18 protein-coding genes are annotated in these 16,727 nt (G+C 69.8%); all 18 read right to left on the reverse strand.

The features are described from left to right. Window positions 1–97 precede the first annotated feature (97 nt). Entirely contained in the window at window positions 98–544 is a 447-nt protein-coding gene (locus AB5J87_RS11385; protein WP_369376300.1) for a DUF2550 domain-containing protein, read from the reverse strand. Window positions 545–682: 138 nt separating this feature from the next. After that, the gene (locus AB5J87_RS11390; protein WP_369376301.1) at window positions 683–1,057 is read right to left on the reverse strand and encodes a F0F1 ATP synthase subunit epsilon; all 375 of its coding nucleotides are present in this window, start codon (window positions 1,055–1,057) and stop codon (window positions 683–685) included. 120 nt (window positions 1,058–1,177) lie between these two features. Beyond that, on the reverse strand, window positions 1,178–2,620 hold the full coding sequence (atpD, locus tag AB5J87_RS11395; protein WP_369376302.1) for a F0F1 ATP synthase subunit beta: 1,443 nt from the start codon (window positions 2,618–2,620) through the stop codon (window positions 1,178–1,180). Beyond that, window positions 2,620–3,540 (reverse strand): F0F1 ATP synthase subunit gamma, encoded by a 921-nt coding sequence (locus tag AB5J87_RS11400; RefSeq protein ID WP_369376304.1) that lies wholly within the window; start codon window positions 3,538–3,540, stop codon window positions 2,620–2,622. Before AB5J87_RS11400 ends, atpD begins: the two co-directional genes overlap by 1 nt. A gap of 20 nt (window positions 3,541–3,560) precedes the next feature. Continuing rightward, complete coding sequence (gene atpA / locus AB5J87_RS11405; protein WP_369376306.1) at window positions 3,561–5,153, reverse strand: F0F1 ATP synthase subunit alpha; 1,593 nt, start codon at window positions 5,151–5,153, stop codon at window positions 3,561–3,563. A 140-nt stretch (window positions 5,154–5,293) separates the two neighbouring features. Further along, window positions 5,294–6,109, reverse strand: a complete 816-nt coding sequence (locus AB5J87_RS11410) for a F0F1 ATP synthase subunit delta (RefSeq protein ID WP_369376307.1) — start codon at window positions 6,107–6,109, stop codon at window positions 5,294–5,296. After that, window positions 6,106–6,663 carry a F0F1 ATP synthase subunit B gene (locus AB5J87_RS11415; RefSeq protein WP_369376308.1) on the reverse strand — a complete coding sequence of 186 codons (558 nt, stop codon included), beginning with the start codon at window positions 6,661–6,663 and terminating at the stop codon, window positions 6,106–6,108. The genes AB5J87_RS11410 and AB5J87_RS11415 overlap by 4 nt, the downstream gene beginning before the upstream one ends. Before the next feature lie 38 nt (window positions 6,664–6,701). Next, complete coding sequence (gene atpE / locus AB5J87_RS11420) at window positions 6,702–6,938, reverse strand: ATP synthase F0 subunit C (protein ID WP_067163944.1); 237 nt, start codon at window positions 6,936–6,938, stop codon at window positions 6,702–6,704. A 78-nt stretch (window positions 6,939–7,016) separates the two neighbouring features. Beyond that, window positions 7,017–7,787, reverse strand: a complete 771-nt coding sequence (gene atpB / locus AB5J87_RS11425) for a F0F1 ATP synthase subunit A (RefSeq protein WP_369383477.1) — start codon at window positions 7,785–7,787, stop codon at window positions 7,017–7,019. A gap of 273 nt (window positions 7,788–8,060) precedes the next feature. After that, on the reverse strand, window positions 8,061–8,495 hold the full coding sequence (locus tag AB5J87_RS11430) for a hypothetical protein (RefSeq protein ID WP_369376310.1): 435 nt from the start codon (window positions 8,493–8,495) through the stop codon (window positions 8,061–8,063). A gap of 261 nt (window positions 8,496–8,756) precedes the next feature. After that, complete coding sequence (locus AB5J87_RS11435) at window positions 8,757–10,103, reverse strand: MraY family glycosyltransferase (protein WP_369383479.1); 1,347 nt, start codon at window positions 10,101–10,103, stop codon at window positions 8,757–8,759. Window positions 10,104–10,196: 93 nt separating this feature from the next. Then, window positions 10,197–11,471 carry a serine hydroxymethyltransferase gene (gene glyA / locus AB5J87_RS11440; protein ID WP_369376311.1) on the reverse strand — a complete coding sequence of 425 codons (1,275 nt, stop codon included), beginning with the start codon at window positions 11,469–11,471 and terminating at the stop codon, window positions 10,197–10,199. A 167-nt stretch (window positions 11,472–11,638) separates the two neighbouring features. After that, window positions 11,639–12,289, reverse strand: a complete 651-nt coding sequence (locus AB5J87_RS11445) for a protein-tyrosine-phosphatase (protein WP_369376313.1) — start codon at window positions 12,287–12,289, stop codon at window positions 11,639–11,641. Then, a complete protein-coding gene (locus AB5J87_RS11450) occupies window positions 12,286–12,933 on the reverse strand; it encodes an L-threonylcarbamoyladenylate synthase (RefSeq protein ID WP_369376315.1) in 648 nt (215 codons plus the stop codon). Before AB5J87_RS11450 ends, AB5J87_RS11445 begins: the two co-directional genes overlap by 4 nt. A 56-nt stretch (window positions 12,934–12,989) precedes the next feature. Beyond that, window positions 12,990–13,871, reverse strand: coding sequence for a peptide chain release factor N(5)-glutamine methyltransferase (prmC, locus tag AB5J87_RS11455; RefSeq protein ID WP_369376316.1), 882 nt, complete (start codon window positions 13,869–13,871; stop codon window positions 12,990–12,992). A gap of 74 nt (window positions 13,872–13,945) precedes the next feature. Further along, window positions 13,946–15,025, reverse strand: a complete 1,080-nt coding sequence (prfA, locus tag AB5J87_RS11460) for a peptide chain release factor 1 (protein ID WP_369376317.1) — start codon at window positions 15,023–15,025, stop codon at window positions 13,946–13,948. 144 nt (window positions 15,026–15,169) lie between these two features. Further along, entirely contained in the window at window positions 15,170–15,391 is a 222-nt protein-coding gene (gene rpmE / locus AB5J87_RS11465; protein WP_369376318.1) for a 50S ribosomal protein L31, read from the reverse strand. Between the two features lie 161 nt (window positions 15,392–15,552). Then, window positions 15,553–16,668 carry an LCP family protein gene (locus AB5J87_RS11470; protein ID WP_369376320.1) on the reverse strand — a complete coding sequence of 372 codons (1,116 nt, stop codon included), beginning with the start codon at window positions 16,666–16,668 and terminating at the stop codon, window positions 15,553–15,555. Window positions 16,669–16,727: the final 59 nt, after the last annotated feature.

Genomic DNA, 16,727 nt, shown 5'->3' on the forward strand with positions numbered 1-16,727 from the left:
CCAGGGGCGCGGGGAACCGCGCGAGGAGCGAGCACGGTCCGCAGCCGAACGACCCTCCGCCGGAGGCTTTCGGGAAGGGGCGGGGCGGGGCAGAGACCTACGCCACGTTCACCCGCTGGCCGGGCGGCGCCGCCTCCAGCCACGCCAGGAACCCGGTCAGCGCGTCCTCACTCATCGCCAGCTCCAACCGCACACCACGGTGCGTACAGCCGAGCACGATCGCGTCGGACAGCAGCGCCAGCTCCTCCTCGCCCGCCGGCTTGCGCCGCGCCACGACCTCGATCGCCGAGCGCTCCAGGAGCCGCCGCGGCCGGGGCGCGTAGGAGAAGACGCGGAACCACTCGATGCGGTCACCGCTGTACCGCGCGACTCCGTACACCCAGCCCTTGCCACTGGTGTCGTCGCCCTCGGGCACGTCCCAGCGGAGACTGCAGTCGAAGGTCCCGCCGGAACGCTGGATCAGGCGTCGGCGCAGACCGAAGACGAAGAGTCCCACCAGTACCAGCGCGACGACCAGGCCGCCCACAAGCAGAACGAGGGTCATCTACACCGACCTCCTCGCTCCATTCGGGGCCGGGGGATCGCCCCGGTCTCACTGTGCCTGCATCGCCTCAGCCGCGGCCGGGTCCGGAAAATTCCAGACCAGCGGCCGCGGCTGAGGGCACAACTGTTCGTCGGGGCGCTAGCGCACCGACACCGTACGCAGCCGGACCTCGGCGCGGCGCTCGGCGGCGCCGTCCTCGACCGACTTGGCGCTCTCCAGCGCACGCTCGGCACGCTGGACGTCGATCTCGTCCGCGAGCTCCGCGATCTCCGCCAGCAGCGAGAGCTTGTTGTCCGCGAACGAGATGAACCCGCCGTGCACAGCGGCGACGACGGTGGACCCCTCGCTCGTACGGATGGTCACCGGGCCCGACTCCAGCACTCCGAGGAGCGGCTGGTGACCGGGCATGACGCCGATGTCGCCGGACGTGGTGCGCGCGACGACCAGGGTGGCCTCGCCGGACCAGACACTGCGGTCCGCGGCGACGAGCTCGACGTGCAGCTCAGCAGCCAAGGTGGGCTCCTCGGGTCACCACCCGGCGGTTGCTGCCGGGTGTTGGGTCAAAGTCTAGTGGGCGTGAGAGAGGGGGCGGGACGCACCCGCCCCCTCGTCGTCACAGATCCGGGGCCGGCGTCAGGAGACGCCGAGCTCCTTCGCGTTGGCCTTCAGGTCCTCGATGCCACCGCACATGAAGAACGCCTGCTCGGGGAAGTGGTCGTACTCACCGTCGCAGATGGCGTTGAACGCGGTGATCGACTCGTCGAGCGGCACGTCCGAACCGTCCACGCCGGTGAACTGCTTGGCGACGTGGGTGTTCTGCGACAGGAAGCGCTCGACGCGACGGGCACGGTGGACAACGAGCTTGTCCTCCTCGCCCAGCTCGTCGATACCGAGGATCGCGATGATGTCCTGGAGGTCCTTGTACTTCTGCAGGATCCCCTTGACGCGCATCGCGGCCGCGTAGTGGTCCGCCGCGATGTAGCGGGGGTCCAGGATGCGGGACGTGGAGTCCAGCGGGTCCACGGCCGGGTAGATGCCCTTCTCGGAGATCGGACGGGAGAGAACCGTCGTCGCGTCGAGGTGGGCGAAGGTGGTGGCCGGGGCCGGGTCGGTCAGGTCGTCCGCGGGGACGTAGATCGCCTGCATCGAGGTGATCGAGTGACCACGGGTCGAGGTGATGCGCTCCTGGAGGAGACCCATCTCGTCGGCCAGGTTCGGCTGGTAGCCCACCGCGGAGGGCATGCGGCCGAGCAGGGTCGACACCTCGGAACCCGCCTGGGTGTACCGGAAGATGTTGTCGATGAAGAAGAGGACGTCCTGCTTCTGGACGTCACGGAAGTACTCCGCCATCGTCAGACCGGCCAGCGCGACGCGCAGACGCGTGCCCGGCGGCTCGTCCATCTGACCGAAGACCAGGGCGGTCTTGTCGATGACGCCCGAGTCGCCCATCTCCTCGATGAGGTCGTTGCCCTCACGGGTACGCTCACCGACGCCCGCGAACACCGACACACCGTCGTGGTTGTTGGCGACGCGGTAGATCATTTCCTGGATCAGAACGGTCTTGCCGACACCGGCACCACCGAACAGACCGATCTTTCCACCCTTGACGTACGGGGTGAGGAGGTCGATGACCTTGACGCCGGTCTCGAACATCTCGGTCTTCGACTCGAGCTCGTCGAAGTTGGGCGCCTTGCGGTGGATCGGCCAGCGCTCGGTGACCTCGGCGTTCGCCTCGGGGTAGTTGAGCACCTCGCCCAGGGTGTTGAACACCTTGCCCTTGGTGAAGTCACCGACGGGGACGGTGATGCCCGTGCCCGTGTCGGTCACCGGGGCCTGGCGGACCAGACCGTCGGTGGGCTGCATCGAGATGGTGCGGACCAGGCCGTCGCCCAGGTGCTGGGCGACTTCCAGGGTCAGCGTCTTGAGCGCGCCGTCCTCGGCCGGGTCGGCGACCTGGACCGTCAGCGCGTTGTAGATGTCGGGCATCGCGTCGACGGGGAACTCCACGTCGACGACCGGGCCGATGACCCGGGCGACGCGGCCCGTGGCGGCGGCCGTCTCAACAGAGGTCGTCATTACTTGTCACTCCCCGCGGTCGCGTCGGCCATGGCGCTGGCGCCACCGACGATCTCGCTGATTTCCTGGGTGATTTCGGCCTGGCGGGCCGCGTTGGCAAGCCGGGAGAGGCTCTTGATGAGATCCCCGGCGTTGTCGGTGGCCGACTTCATCGCGCGGCGGCGGGCGGCGTGCTCGGAAGCGGCCGACTGCAGCAGCGCGTTGTAGATGCGGCTCTCGACGTAGCGCGGCAGCAGGGCGTCGAGAACGTCCTCCGCCGACGGCTCGAAGTCGAACAGCGGAAGGACTTCGCCCTTCGCGCCGGTCTCCTCGTCCTGAGCCTGGTCGAGGCTGAGCGGCAGCATCCGGCCGTCCACCGCGTTCTGCGTCATCATCGACACGAACTCCGTGAAGACGATGTGCAGCTCGTCGACGCCACCCTCGGCCGTGTCCGTCTGGATGGCCTCGATCAGCGGCGCCGCGACGCGCTTGGCGTCGGCGTAGGCCGGGCTGTCGGTGAAGCCGGTCCACGAGTCCGTGACCTTGCGCTCACGGAACCCGTAGTAGGCGACACCCTTGCGGCCGACGATGTACGCGTCGACCTCCTTGCCCTCGCCGCGCAGCCGCTCGGTGAGCCGCTCCGCCTGCTTGATGGCGTTCGAGGAGTAGCCGCCGGCCAGACCGCGGTCGCTCGTGATGAGCAGGACCGCGGCGCGGGTCGGCGCCTCGACCTCGGTGGTCAGGGCGTGCTTGGTGTTCGAGCCGGTCGCCACCGCCGTCACCGCGCGGGTGAGCTCGGTCGCGTACGGCATCGATGCCGCCACCTTGCGCTGCGCCTTGACGATGCGCGAGGCGGCGATCATCTCCATCGCCTTGGTGATCTTCTTGGTCGCCGTGACGGCACGGATGCGACGCTTGTAGACCCGGAGCTGCGCTCCCATGAGTCAGGTCCCTTCCGTCGTCACTTGCTGATGGAGACCGGCGCGTCGTCGCCCAGGAGCTTGCCGTCCGAGGTCTCGAACTGCCGCTTGAAGGCCGTGATCGCGTCGGCGACCGACTGCAGCGTGTCGTCCGACATCTTGCCGCCCTCGGCGATCGAGGTGAGGAGCTCCTTGCGCTCGCGGCGCAGGTACTCCAGCAGCTCGGCCTCGAAGCGACGGATGTCGTTGACCGGGACGTCGTCCATCTTGCCGGTGGTGCCGGCCCAGACGGAGACGACCTGCTCCTCGACGGGCATCGGCTGGTACTGGCCCTGCTTCAGCAGCTCGACCATGCGCTTGCCGCGCTCCAGCGAAGCCTTCGACGCGGCGTCCAGGTCGGAACCGAAGGCGGCGAACGCCTCCAGCTCGCGGTACTGGGCGAGGTCCACGCGCAGACGGCCGGAGACCTGCTTCATCGCCTTGTGCTGCGCGGAACCACCGACTCGGGAGACGGAGATACCGACGTTCAGCGCGGGGCGCTGACCGGCGTTGAAGAGGTCCGACTCCAGGAAGCACTGGCCGTCGGTGATGGAGATGACGTTGGTCGGGATGAACGCCGACACGTCGTTCGCCTTGGTCTCGACGATCGGCAGACCGGTCATCGAACCGGCGCCCATGTCGTCGGAGAGCTTGGCGCAGCGCTCCAGCAGACGCGAGTGCAGGTAGAAGACGTCGCCGGGGTACGCCTCGCGGCCCGGCGGGCGGCGCAGCAGCAGCGACACGGCGCGGTAGGCGTCGGCCTGCTTCGACAGGTCGTCGAAGATGATCAGGACGTGCTTGCCGGCGTACATCCAGTGCTGGCCGATGGCGGAACCGGTGTACGGCGCCAGGTACTTGAAGCCGGCCGGGTCGGACGCCGGGGCGGCGACGATCGTCGTGTACTCGAGCGCGCCGGCCTCTTCCAGGGCGCCGCGCACGGACGCGATGGTCGAGCCCTTCTGGCCGATGGCGACGTAGATGCAGCGGACCTGCTTGTTCACGTCGCCCGAGCGCCAGTTGTCGCGCTGGTTGATGATCGTGTCGACGGCAAGAGCGGTCTTGCCGGTCTGACGGTCACCGATGATCAGCTGACGCTGGCCGCGGCCGATCGGCACCATCGCGTCGACGGCCTTGTAGCCGGTCTGCATGGGCTCGTGCACGGACTTACGGACCATGACGCCCGGGGCCTGCAGTTCGAGGGCGCGGCGGCCCTCGGTCGCGATCTCGCCGAGACCGTCGATCGGGTTGCCGAGCGGGTCGACGACGCGGCCGAGGTAGCCCTCGCCGACGCCTACGGAGAGGACCTCACCGGTGCGCTGCACCGGCTGGCCCTCCTCGATCCCGTTGAACTCGCCGAGGACGATCGCACCGATCTCGCGCTCCTCGAGGTTGAGGGCGAGACCGAGGGTGCCGTCCTCGAACTTCAGCAGCTCGTTCGCCATGGCGGAGGGCAGGCCCTCCACCTTCGCGATGCCGTCGCCGGCAACGCTGACCGTACCGACCTCCTCGCGCGAGGCCGCGTCCGGCTGGTACGACTGGACAAAGGTCTCCAGCGCGTCCCGGATCTCCTCCGGCCGGATCGTGAGCTCCGCCATCTGGGTTCCCTGCTCTCCTTGTTGGGCCCGAAGTTTCTTTGGGGGTCTGGGGGCGACCCCCAGGAATCTTCTGCAAGTTCTGCACGGCCCAACCGGGCCGCTGGTGATGCTTGTTGAGTTGGTGACGCTGCCGGAGCAGGTCAGCCGGCCAGCCGCCGGCTCGCCTCGTCGAGACGCTGCGCGACGGTGCCGTCGATGACCTCGTCGCCCACCCGCACCGTGATCCCGCCGAGGACCGCGGGGTCCACGTCGAGGTTCAGGTGCATCTGGCGGCCGTACACCTTCGCCAGAGCGGCACCGAGGCGCTGCTTCTGTACGTCGGTGAGCGGCACGGCCGACGTGACGACCGCGACCATGCGCTCCCGGCGCTCGGCGGCGAGCTTGGAGAGGGACTCCAGTCCCGCTTCCAGGCTACGTCCACGCGGCTTGGTCACAAGCCGTGCGACCAGTCGCGCGGTGGCCGGGTTCGCCTTGCCGTCGAGCAGGCTGCGCAGCAGCTCGCCCTTGGCGGAGGCCGAGGCGGCGCGGTTGGTGAGCGCGGAGCGCAGACCCGTGTCCGAGGCGATGATCCGGCCGAACCGGAACAGCTCGTCCTCGACGTCGTCCAGCGCGCCGGCCTTCTGCGCGGCGGTGAAGTCGGCGGTGTTCGCCAGCTCCTCCAGCGCGTCCACCAGGTCACGCGACTGCGACCAGCGGGAGCGGACCATGCCGCTCACCAGGTCGGTCGTCTCGCCGCCGACCTGGCCGCCGAGCAGGCGCCCGGCCAGCTCGGCCTTGGCCTCGGCGGGCTGCGCCGGGTCGGTGAGGACCCGACGCAGCGACACCTCGCGGTCGAGCAGCGCGGTGACGGCGGCCAGCTCCTCGGCGAGCTTCGCCGCGTCGACGGACGTGTGGTCCATCAGCGCGTCGAGCCGCTCGCGCGCGGCAGCCAGTGCCTCGCGGCTCGCTCCGTTCATCGCGTGGCCTCGGCCTTCGAAGCGCTGTCCTCGAGACCCTCGAGGAAGCGGTCGATGGTGCGGCTCTGCCGGGCGTGGTCCTCCAGGGACTCGCCGACGAGCTTGCCGGCCAGGTCGGTGGCGAGCTTGCCCACGTCCTGACGGAGCGAGTGAGCGGCGGCCTTGCGGTCGGCCTCGATCTGAGCGTGACCGGCAGCGATGATCTCCTCACGCTGCCGCTGGCCTTCCGCCCTCATCTCCTGGATGAGCGCGGTGCCCTGCTCGGTCGCCTCCTGGCGCAGCCGGGCGGCCTCGTGGCGGGCCTCGGCGAGCTGGGCCTTGTACTGCTCCAGCACGCTCTGAGCCTCGGTCTGCGCGGCCTCGGCCTTCTCGATACCGCCCTCGATGGCTTCGCGGCGCTCCTCCAGCGTCTTGTTGATACGCGGGAGCAGCTTCGTGGCGAAGACGAAGAAGACGATGGCGAAGGCGATGGCGCCGATGAGCAGCTCGGGACCCGCGGGTACGAGCGGGTTCTGCTCTTCCTCGGCCGCCAGTGCAGCCAGGTTGGCGATCACATCAGTGCCTTTCGTCGATGTGTGTCAGTAATAGGTGCTTACTTACCGAACACGAACGGCATAACGATGCCGATGAGGGCGAGCGCCTCACAGAAGGCGAAGCCCAGGATCTGGTTGGCGCGGATCAGGCCGGCGGCCTCGGGCTGACGGGCCATGGCCTGGGTGCCGTTACCGAAGATGATGCCGACGCCGACGCCGGGGCCGATGGCGGCGAGGCCGTAGCCGATCGAGCCGAGCGAGCCGGTGACTTCGGAGGCAGCGAGGATCTGGGACATGCCAGTTCTTCCTTCTCTTTCATGGACCGGTGGGGGTTGGCCACCGGACGACTGTGGGTTTGCGGGGCGGGCCAGGACTCAGTGGTGCTCGGCCAGAGCGCCCTGGATGTACGAGCAGGCCAGCAGCACGAAGACGTACGCCTGGACGGCCTGCACGAAAAGCTCGAAGAGGATCATGACGATGGTCATGACGAACGAGACACCGGCGGCCGGGATCATGTAGCTGTTCATCAGGTACCAGGAGGCGACCGTGAACATCACCAGCATGAGGTGACCGGCGAACATGTTGGCGAACAGTCGCACCGCGTGCGTGAACGGCCGGACGATGAGGTTCGAGAGGAACTCGATGACCATCACGAGCGGCAGTACCGCGCCGAGCGACTTGTCGTAACCGGTGATGTTCTTCAGACCGCCGACGAACCCGTGACGCTTGAAGGTCAGGCCCACCCAGACGACCCACACGAGGGCGGCGAGCACCATCGGGAAGGCGATGACCGAGGACACCGGGAACTGCGCCAGCGGGATCACGGACCAGATGTTCATGATCCAGATGAAGAAGAACAGCGAGACCATCAGCGGGACGTACTTCTCGCCCTCCCGCTTGCCCAGCGTCTCGTACACGATGTTGCGGCGCACGAAGTCGTAGCCGGCCTCGCCGACCATCTGGAGCTTGCCCGGGACCACCTTGGCCTTGCCGAAGGCCACCCAGAAGAAGCTGCTGACGAGCAACGTGGTGATGAGAGCGAGCAGCATCACCTTGTTGAACTCATAGCCGCCAACGGTGAAGAGCGGCTTGAAGAGGAAGGAGTGCAGGCCCGGAGCCGGAAAGCCACAGCCGTTGTCAGACAGGATGCGGCAGTTCCAGTCGAAGGCGAGCTGGGTCTGGTCAGCACTCACCGCGGGCTCCTTCAGCGTGGCGCATAGGTACGGCAACCTCGTTGTGTCGGCGCGGCGCGCAGCCGCGGTTCGGCACTGGACTGGTGTTACGGATGATGGGGCGGCGGTCGGGCATCAAGCCTCGCGATTGAGCAGGCGTCAGCTGAGATGCCCGCGCCCGCAGTGCCGCAGTTGGCACCGGACGATAGCAGGGTCTCGAACTCGCATTTATTCCGCCCCTACCTTTCACGACGAAGACCCGGATTTCTCGGGCTTCTGAGCCTCCGAATCCGGCTCGACGTAAAGGATCTTGGCCTTCATGTGCGCACGCGCCTGCATGCCGATCCAGACGAGGGTCAGCGCGACGAGCGTGGCGGCGAAAGCCCGGGGGTTGAACAGCGTCGTGTTCTTGAAGACCGCGACGAAGACGAAGAGCAACAGCAGCTGGGCCGTGTACAGCATCAGCCCCATGCCCTGGAACAGGTGGGGCAGGTTCCTTGCCGTGCGTTCCAGGACGAGCAGCCCGATCCCCATGAAAGCGATGACCACGACCGTCGCGATGGCGGCGCCGATGGCTCCCTTGCCGCCGGCGACCCCGGCGCTGACGGCGACGGCGATCGCGCCGGCGGCAGCGGTGGGTACGGCGGTACGAAGGAGTGTGCGGGCGTCGTTGGACGGCATGGCGGCAGCTCCGCTTACTGGTGGGGGCAGGGTGTCGTCATGGACGAGCGTAGGCCCCGGCCGAGGTGGTCCCTCGGGCCAATGGGCCGTCGCACTACGGTCCTTCGGCTCTGTTGCCGGGTCTCGTGAACCGTATCACAAACTATTTGATGAGGTCTTTACCATGGTGGTGTGCTGCCCGTCACACATGAGAGTGAACGCGCGCGCATGTGCAAGACGGGCGGCAACTTGTCTGGTATTGGCACCCGGTGCGGCAATTCGTCAGCGTGAAGCACCGGTCTTCCGCCGGTCGGGGAAGCGCGAACGGGGGCCGACGGCGGTCGCTCCGTTGACGCCGGAGACGCCCGCGCCGACCGGCGCCCGCTCCTCCTCCGTCCCCTCCGGCCCGCCCGTCCCCTGCGCCCCCACGGCCGCCCTGGCGAGCCGTGCGCGGCGCCGGTAGCGCGGCGGCACGAACGCCTCGGCCCACCGCGGGGCGCGCGGCGTGAAGCGCGGCAGCAGGAGCAGCACCAGACCGACCGCGCTCAGCGCGACGACCAGGAAGACGATCCACATCGACGCCGAGTGCACCGAGTAGGCGACCGCGCCGAAGGAGAGCAGCGCCGACCAGAAGTACATGATCAGCACGGCCCGGCTGTGCGAGTGGCCGATCTCCAGCAGCCGGTGGTGCAGGTGCCCGCGGTCGGCCGCGAACGGCGACTGGCCCTTCCAGGTGCGGCGCACGATGGCGAGCACCAGGTCGGCCATGGGCAGCGCGATGATCGTCAGCGGCAGCAGCAGCGGGATGAAGACCGGCAGCATCGCGTGGGTGGCCGCGCGCTCGCCGCCGACGAACAGGTTCATCGAGTCCGGGTCGACCTGCCCGGTGATCGAGATCGCGCCCGCCGCGAGCACCAGGCCGATCAGCATCGACCCGGAGTCGCCCATGAAGATCCGCGCGGGGTGCATGTTGTGCGGCAGGAAGCCCAGGCACATGCCCATCAGGATGGCGGCGAAGAGGGTGGCCGGGGCCGCGGCCTCGATGCCGTAGCCGAACCAGATCCGGTACGCGTAGATGAAGAACGCCGCGGCGGCGATGCAGACCATGCCGGCGGCCAGGCCGTCCAGGCCGTCCACGAAGTTCACCGCGTTGATGGTGATCACCACCAGGGCGACCGTGAGCAGCGTGCCCTGCCAGGACGTGAGCGAGACGGTGCCGATGCCCGGCACCGGCAGCCACAGGATCGTCAGACCCTGCACGACCATCACACCGGCGGCGATCATCTGGCCGCCGAGCTTGATCAGGGCGTCGATCTCGAACTTGTCGTCGAGGACGCCGATGATCCAGATCAGGGCGGCGCCGGAGAGCAGCGCACGCGGCTCGTTGGACCGCTCGAAGACCCCGTTGAGGCTGTCGAGGTGGTCGGCGACCAGCAGCCCGGCGCACAGACCGCCGAACATGGCGATGCCGCCGAGCCGCGGTGTCGGCTCGCGGTGCACATCGCGGGCACGGATCTCCGGCATCGCGCCGGTCGCGATGGCGAACTTCCGCACCGGCCCGGTGAGCAGGTAGGTCACCGCGGCCGTGACGCAGAGCGTCAGCAGGTATTCACGCACGGGCTGCCCCAGAGGTATCGCTGGCCATCTCAGCCCCACACACTAGCTTCGCGACCACATGGTTGAGGACATGCGGGTACGCGAGATGGTTGCAGCCAATCCCGTCTAGTGCGGATAAGTGTGCGGATAGGGCGGGAATCTGCCCGCCAGTTCGCGCACCTCGGCGCGGGCGGCGTGCTCGTCGCGGAGCGCCGCGGAGAACAGCACGGCGATCCGCGCCATCTCCGCCTCGCCCATTCCCTGGGTGGTCAGCGCGGCCGTACCGAGCCGGATGCCGCGCGCTTCGTCGTACGGCAGGGCGCAGGTGTCCAGGACCAGCCCCGCGCCCGCCAGACGGCCCCTGGCGGCCCTTCCGTCGGCACCCAGGGGGCTCGGGTCGGCCAGCACCAGATGGGTGTCGGTGCCGCCGGTGACGACGGTGAACCCCTCGGCGGCGAGCCCGGCCGCCAGCACCCGCGCATTGGCCACCACCTGATGGGCGTACCCGGTGAACCCGGGGGTGGCCGCCTCCCCGAACGCGACGGCCTTGGCGGCGATGGTGTGCATCTGGGCGCCGCCCTGGGTGAACGGGAAGACCGCCCGGTCGATCCGGGCCGCCAGCTCCGCGCCGCACAGCAGCATCCCGCCGCGCGGGCCGCGCAGCACCTTGTGGGTGGTCGCGCACACCACGTCCGCGTACGGGACGGGGCTGGGCGCCGCTCCCCCGGCCACCAGGCCCATCGGGTGCGCCGCGTCCGCGATCAGATAGGCGCCCACCGAGTCGGCGATCTCGCGGAACACCGCGTACTCGGGGTGGCGCGGATAGCAGATCGAGCCGCAGACGATCGCCTTGGGCCGGTGCCGTGCGGCGAGCGCGGCCACCTCCTCGTAGTCGATGAGCCCGCTCTCCGGGTCGACGCCGTAGCCGACGAAGTCGAACCAGCGGCCGGAGAAGTTGGCGGGCGAGCCGTGCGTGAGGTGTCCCCCGTACGGGAGCCCCATCGCGAGCACGGTGTCCCCCGGCCGCAGGAGCGCGGCGTAGGCGGCGAGCACGGCCGAGGAGCCGGAGTGCGGCTGCACGTTGGCGTGTTCGGCGCCGAAGAGCGCCTTGGCCCGGTCCACGGCGATCCGCTCGGCCACGTCCACCACCTCGCAGCCGCCGTGGTGGCGGGCGCCGGGGTAGCCCTCGGCGTACTTGTTGCTCAGCGGGGAGCCGAGGGCGGCGAGCACGGCGGGCGAGGTGAAGTTCTCGGCCGCGATCAGCTGGAGCGAGGTGGCCTGGCGCTCGGCCTCGCCGAACAGCACGTCGGCGATCTCGGGATCCTGGCGCCGCAGGGCGTCGAGCGCCCCCTCGGGGGCGTTGCGCCGGGCGGCGGACACGGCTGCGGTGGTGACCGTCATCGGGGTCTCCGGGCCTGACAGGGGGCGGTGTGAGGCGTCGCCTCCAATGTAGGCCGCCGCGGGGGCGTGCGCCCGGCGGATTCCCGTCAGCCCGTTCCGGACAGCCCGCGCGCCGGGCCTCCGGCCGCCGCGCGCGGCGGCGCCGGGCGGCCCGGGCCGCCCGGTCCTCAGTGCGGCGCGGACACGCCCGTCAGGGCCGTCACCACGGGCTCCAGGGCGGTGTTGATCTCGTCGCCGATGGAGCGGAAGAAGGTGATCGGCGCCCCGTACGGGTCGTTCACCTCGTCCGCCTCCGCGCTCGGGGCGAGCAGCCAGCCGCGCAGCGCCGCGGCGGCCCGGACCAGGGCGCGGGCGCGCTCGACCATGCCGTCCTCGGCGGCGTCCGGCAGGGTCGAGGGGTCTATGGCGCGCACCAGACGGGTGAACTCCTTCAGCGTGAAGGTGCGCAGCCCCGCCGAGTGGCCCATCGAGATGACCTGGGCGCGGTGGTCGCGGGTGGCGGTGAGGACCAGGTCCGCGGTGATGACGTGCTCGTCCAGGAGCTCGCGCCCCGTGAAGCCGGTGGCGTCCGCGCCGAAGTCCGCGAGCACCGCCGCCGCGTTGGCCTCCATCGGGGCGCCCTCGTGGCCCCAGGTGCCCGCGCTCTCCACGATCAGGCCGCCCGTGAAGGGGTCGCCCAGCCGGTCCGTCAGGGCATGCCGGGTCAGCCGCTCGGTGATGGGCGAGCGGCACACGTTGCCGGTGCTGACGTGGAGGATGCGGAAGGTGGTGCCGGTGAGCCCGGTGCCTATGCCACGCCCCGTCTCAGGGGCTGTCAATTCGCCACCTCGAGGTCGGGTACCACCTTGCGCAGCTCGTCGGCGTCGAGCGCGCCCGCGCGCAGCAGCACCGGCACCTTGCCCGTGACGTCCACGATCGAGGACGGGACGATGCCCGGGGTGGGGCCGCCGTCCAGGTAGACCGAGACGGAGTCGCCCAGCATGTCCTGCGCGGCGTCGCAGTCCTCCGGCGACGGGTGGCCGGTGAGGTTGGCGGAGGAGACGGCCATCGGGCCGACCTCGGTGAGCAGCTCGATGGCGACCGGGTGCAGCGGCATCCGGATGGCGACCGTGCCCCGGGTGTCGCCCAGGTCCCACTGGAGGGACGGCTGGTGCTTGGCGACCAGGGTCAGGGCGCCGGGCCAGAACGCGTCGACCAGCTCCCACGCCTGCTCGGAGAAGTCGGTGACGAGGCCGTGCAGCGTGTTCGGGGAGCCGATGAGCACGGGCGTGGGCATGTTGCGGCCCCGGCCCTTGGCGTCCAGCAGGGACGCGACGGCCTCGGAGCTGAACGCGTCGGCGCCGATGCCGTACACGGTGTCCGTCGGGAGGACGACGAGCTCGCCGCGGCGCACGGCGGAGGCGGCCTCGCGCAGACCGGTCGTGCGGTCGGTCGCGTCGTTGCAGTCGTATCGCCGAGCCATTTAAGGGGCCTCCTCGTACACGTACGCGGTCTTGGAGCGGGAAGGGGTCGACAAGGTCACGGCAGGGCCTTGCGGGCCGTGGCGAAGCGCGGCCGGTTGTTGAGGTCGGGGTGGTCGGCCGCGTCCGCCCAGCCGGCCTCCTCGTTGAAGATCCACGGGACCTGGCCGCCCTGGGTGTCGGCGTGCTCGATGACGACCAGGCCGCCGGGGCGCAGCAGCCGGTGGGCGGTGCGCTCGATGCCGCGGATGGTGTCGAGGCCGTCCTCGCCGGAGAAGAGGGCGAGTTCGGGGTCGTGGTCGCGGGCCTCGGGCGCCACGTACTCCCACTCGGTGAGCGGGATGTACGGCGGGTTGGAGATGACCAGGTCGACCTGGCCGTCGAGCTCGGGCAGCGCGGTCAGGGCGTCGCCCTGGTGCAGCACCACGCGCGAGCCCTCGACGTTCTTGCGGGTCCAGTCCAGCGCGTCCTCGGACAGCTCCACGGCGTGCACCCGCGAGCGGGGCACCTCCTGGGCCATGGCGAGGGCGATCGCGCCGGAGCCGGTGCACAGGTCGACGATGAGCGGCTCGACCACGTCCATGGCCCGCACGGCGTCTATGGCCCAGCCGACGACCGACTCGGTCTCGGGGCGCGGCACGAAGACGCCGGGGCCGACCTGGAGCTCCAGATAGCGGAAGAACGCCCGCCCGGTGATGTGCTGGAGCGGCTCGCGCGCCTCGCGGCGGGCCACCGCCTCCCAGTACCGGGCGTCGAAGTCGGCGTCCTTGACCAGGTGCAGCTCTCCCCGCTTGACGCCGTGGATGTGCGCGGCGAGCTCCTCCGCGTCGAAGCGCGGCGAGGGCACGCCGGCGTCGGCCAGCCGCTGGGTGGCCTGGGCCACCTCCGCGAGCAGCACACTGCGGGGGCCTGGGGTTCGCCCCCCAGAATGTTGCGGCACGCTGGTCCTCCGGCTGCGCTGGGCCTCCCCCACCCGCTGGGAGGGCGGGGGAAGCGGGGTGTCTTACGGGTGGGTCAGCTCGCCGCGGCGAGCTTGGCTGCGGAGTCGGCGTCGACGCACGCCTGGATCATCGCGTCCAGGTCGCCGTCGAGCACCTGGTCCAAGTTGTACGCCTTGAAGCCGACCCGGTGGTCCGAGATGCGGTTCTCCGGGAAGTTGTACGTGCGGATCTTCTCGGACCGGTCCACGGTACGCACCTGGCTGCGCCGGGCGTCGGCGGCCTCCTGCTCGGCCGCCTCCTGGGCCGCGGCCAGCAGCCGCGAGCGCAGGATGCGCATGGCCTGCTCCTTGTTCTGGAGCTGGCTCTTCTCGTTCTGGCAGGAGGCGACCACACCGGTCGGCAGGTGCGTGATGCGGACGGCCGAGTCGGTGGTGTTGACGGACTGGCCGCCGGGGCCCGACGAGCGATAGACGTCGATGCGCAGGTCGTTCATGTTGATCTCGACGTCGACCTCCTCGGCCTCGGGCGTGACCAGCACGCCGGCGGCGGAGGTGTGGATGCGGCCCTGCGACTCGGTGGCGGGCACGCGCTGCACGCGGTGCACCCCGCCCTCGTACTTCAGCCGCGCCCAGACGCCCTGGCCGGGCTCGGTGGCGCCCTGGCCGCCCTTGGTCTTCACGGCGACCTGGACGTCCTTGTAGCCGCCCAGCTCGGACTCGGTGGCGTCGATGATCTCGGTCTTCCAGCCGACGCGCTCGGCGTAGCGCAGGTACATCCGCAGCAGGTCGCCGGCGAACAGGGCCGACTCGTCGCCGCCCGCGCCCGCCTTGATCTCCAGGAGGACGTCCTTGTCGTCGCTGGGGTCGCGCGGAACGAGGAGGAGGCGCAGCTTCTCCGTCAGCTCCTCGCGGTGCTTGTCCAGCTCCTTGACCTCGGCCGCGAAGTCCGGGTCGTCGGCCGCGAGCTCCTTGGCCGTCTCGATGTCCTCACCGGCCTGCTTCCAGGAGCGGTAGGTCCCCACGATCGGCGTGAGCTCGGCGTAGCGCTTGTTCAGCTTGCGCGCGTTCGCCTGATCGGCGTGGACCGAAGGGTCGGCGAGCTTCTTCTCCAGATCGGCGTGCTCGCCGATCAGTTCCTCGACCGCCTCGAACATCGGGGGCTCCTGGTTTTCGTGAAGTGGCTGCGGGAGAGGGCACTGTGTCTTCCCGGGGGACGCTCCCCGGACCCCCGGCAAGAAGTAAAAACACCGGCCCCGGCCACCCCGTGAGGGGCGGCCGAAGACCGGCGCAGTGGCTCGCTACTTCTTGGCGGCAGCAGCCTTGCCGAAGCGGGCCTCGAAGCGGGCCACGCGGCCACCGGTGTCGAGGATCTTCTGCTTGCCCGTGTAGAACGGGTGGCACTCGGAGCAGACCTCGGCACGGATGGTGCCCTCGGCCAGGGTGCTACGGGTGGTGAACGACGCGCCACAGGTGCAGCTGACCTGCGTCTCGACGTACTGGGGGTGGATGTCGCGCTTCAAGGTGTCTCCTATGTTCCTGGAGGGCTCCGGGTCGTCCGCGCGGGACTGCGCGCACGTGAACCGGGGCCGACGTACCAGTCTGCCAGGACTGGCCGTATCTCCCAAAACCGGGGACCGCCCCGATCTATTCCACGGCCCGTCCGGCAGATCGAAACCGCAGGTCAGCCGGTTGAAACCACGGTTCCGGCCTCACCCTTGTCACCCGCGGAATCCTTGGTCGCGGAGGCCGGGATCGGCTGGTCCTTGGCCAGTGCGTCCCAGACCTGGCGGGCCTGGGCCTCCTGGGGCAGTACGCGGTTGGGGTCGGCCGGGTCGTACATCACCGGCAGGGTGACCATCTTGATGTCGTTGGAGCCGAGGCCCTTGAGACCGTTGCCGAAGCCGATCAGCTTGTTGATCGAGTTCAGGTCGGAGTCGGTGGTGATCGCCTTGGTGGCCGCGTCCGCGAGCCCGTAGAGCTTGGTGGGGCTGCTGAAGACGCCGACGCCCTTGATCCGCTCGATCAGCGCCTTGATGAACGCCTGCTGGAGCTGGATGCGGCCGAGGTCCGAGCCGTCGCCGACGCCGTGCCGGGTGCGGACCAGGCCGAGGGCCTGCTCGCCGTTGAGGGTGTGCTTGCCGGCCGGCAGGTCGAGGTGGCTCTTGGTGTCCTTGATCGGCTTCGCGGTGGTGACGGGCACCCCGCCGAGCTCGTCGATGAGCTTCTTGAAGCCGGTGAAGTCGACCTCGATGTAGTGGTCCATCCGGATGCCGGACATCTGCTCGACGGTCTTCACCGCGCAGGCGGGCCCGCCGACCTCGTACGCGGTGTTGAACATCTGCCGCTTGCCGCCCGGGTCGGTGCCGCCGCCCGGGGTGGGGCAGGACGGCCGGGTGACCAGGGTGTCGCGCGGGATGGAGACGACACTGGCCGTCTTGTGGCCCTCGTACACATGGATGATCATCGCGGTGTCGGAGCGGGCGCCGCCCTCGTCCTTGCCGTACGCCTTGTTGGCGCCGGCCCGCGAGTCGGAACCGAGCACCAGGATGTCCATCGACCCGTTGTCGACGTCCTGGGGGCGGTCGGTGCCGAGCTGGGCGTTGATGTCGACGCCCTTGATGTTGCCGTTCAGCTTGAAGTACACGTACCCGAGGCCGGCCCCGCCGGCCAGCACGACGCCCGCCGCGGACCACGCGGCTATCTTCACGGCACGGCGGCGCGCGGTCGGACGCCTGCGGCGCCTGCCCCGGCCACCGCCGGATATTCGGGCGCTGTCGCTGTCACTCCGGTCGGTCATGTTCTCCTCAGTCCTCGCAGCTCCTGGGTACCCCCCGCCCTGCCTCTCAGGCACGGTTT

The organism is Streptomyces sp. cg36, from assembly GCF_041080675.1.
Taxonomy (GTDB): domain Bacteria; phylum Actinomycetota; class Actinomycetes; order Streptomycetales; family Streptomycetaceae; genus Streptomyces.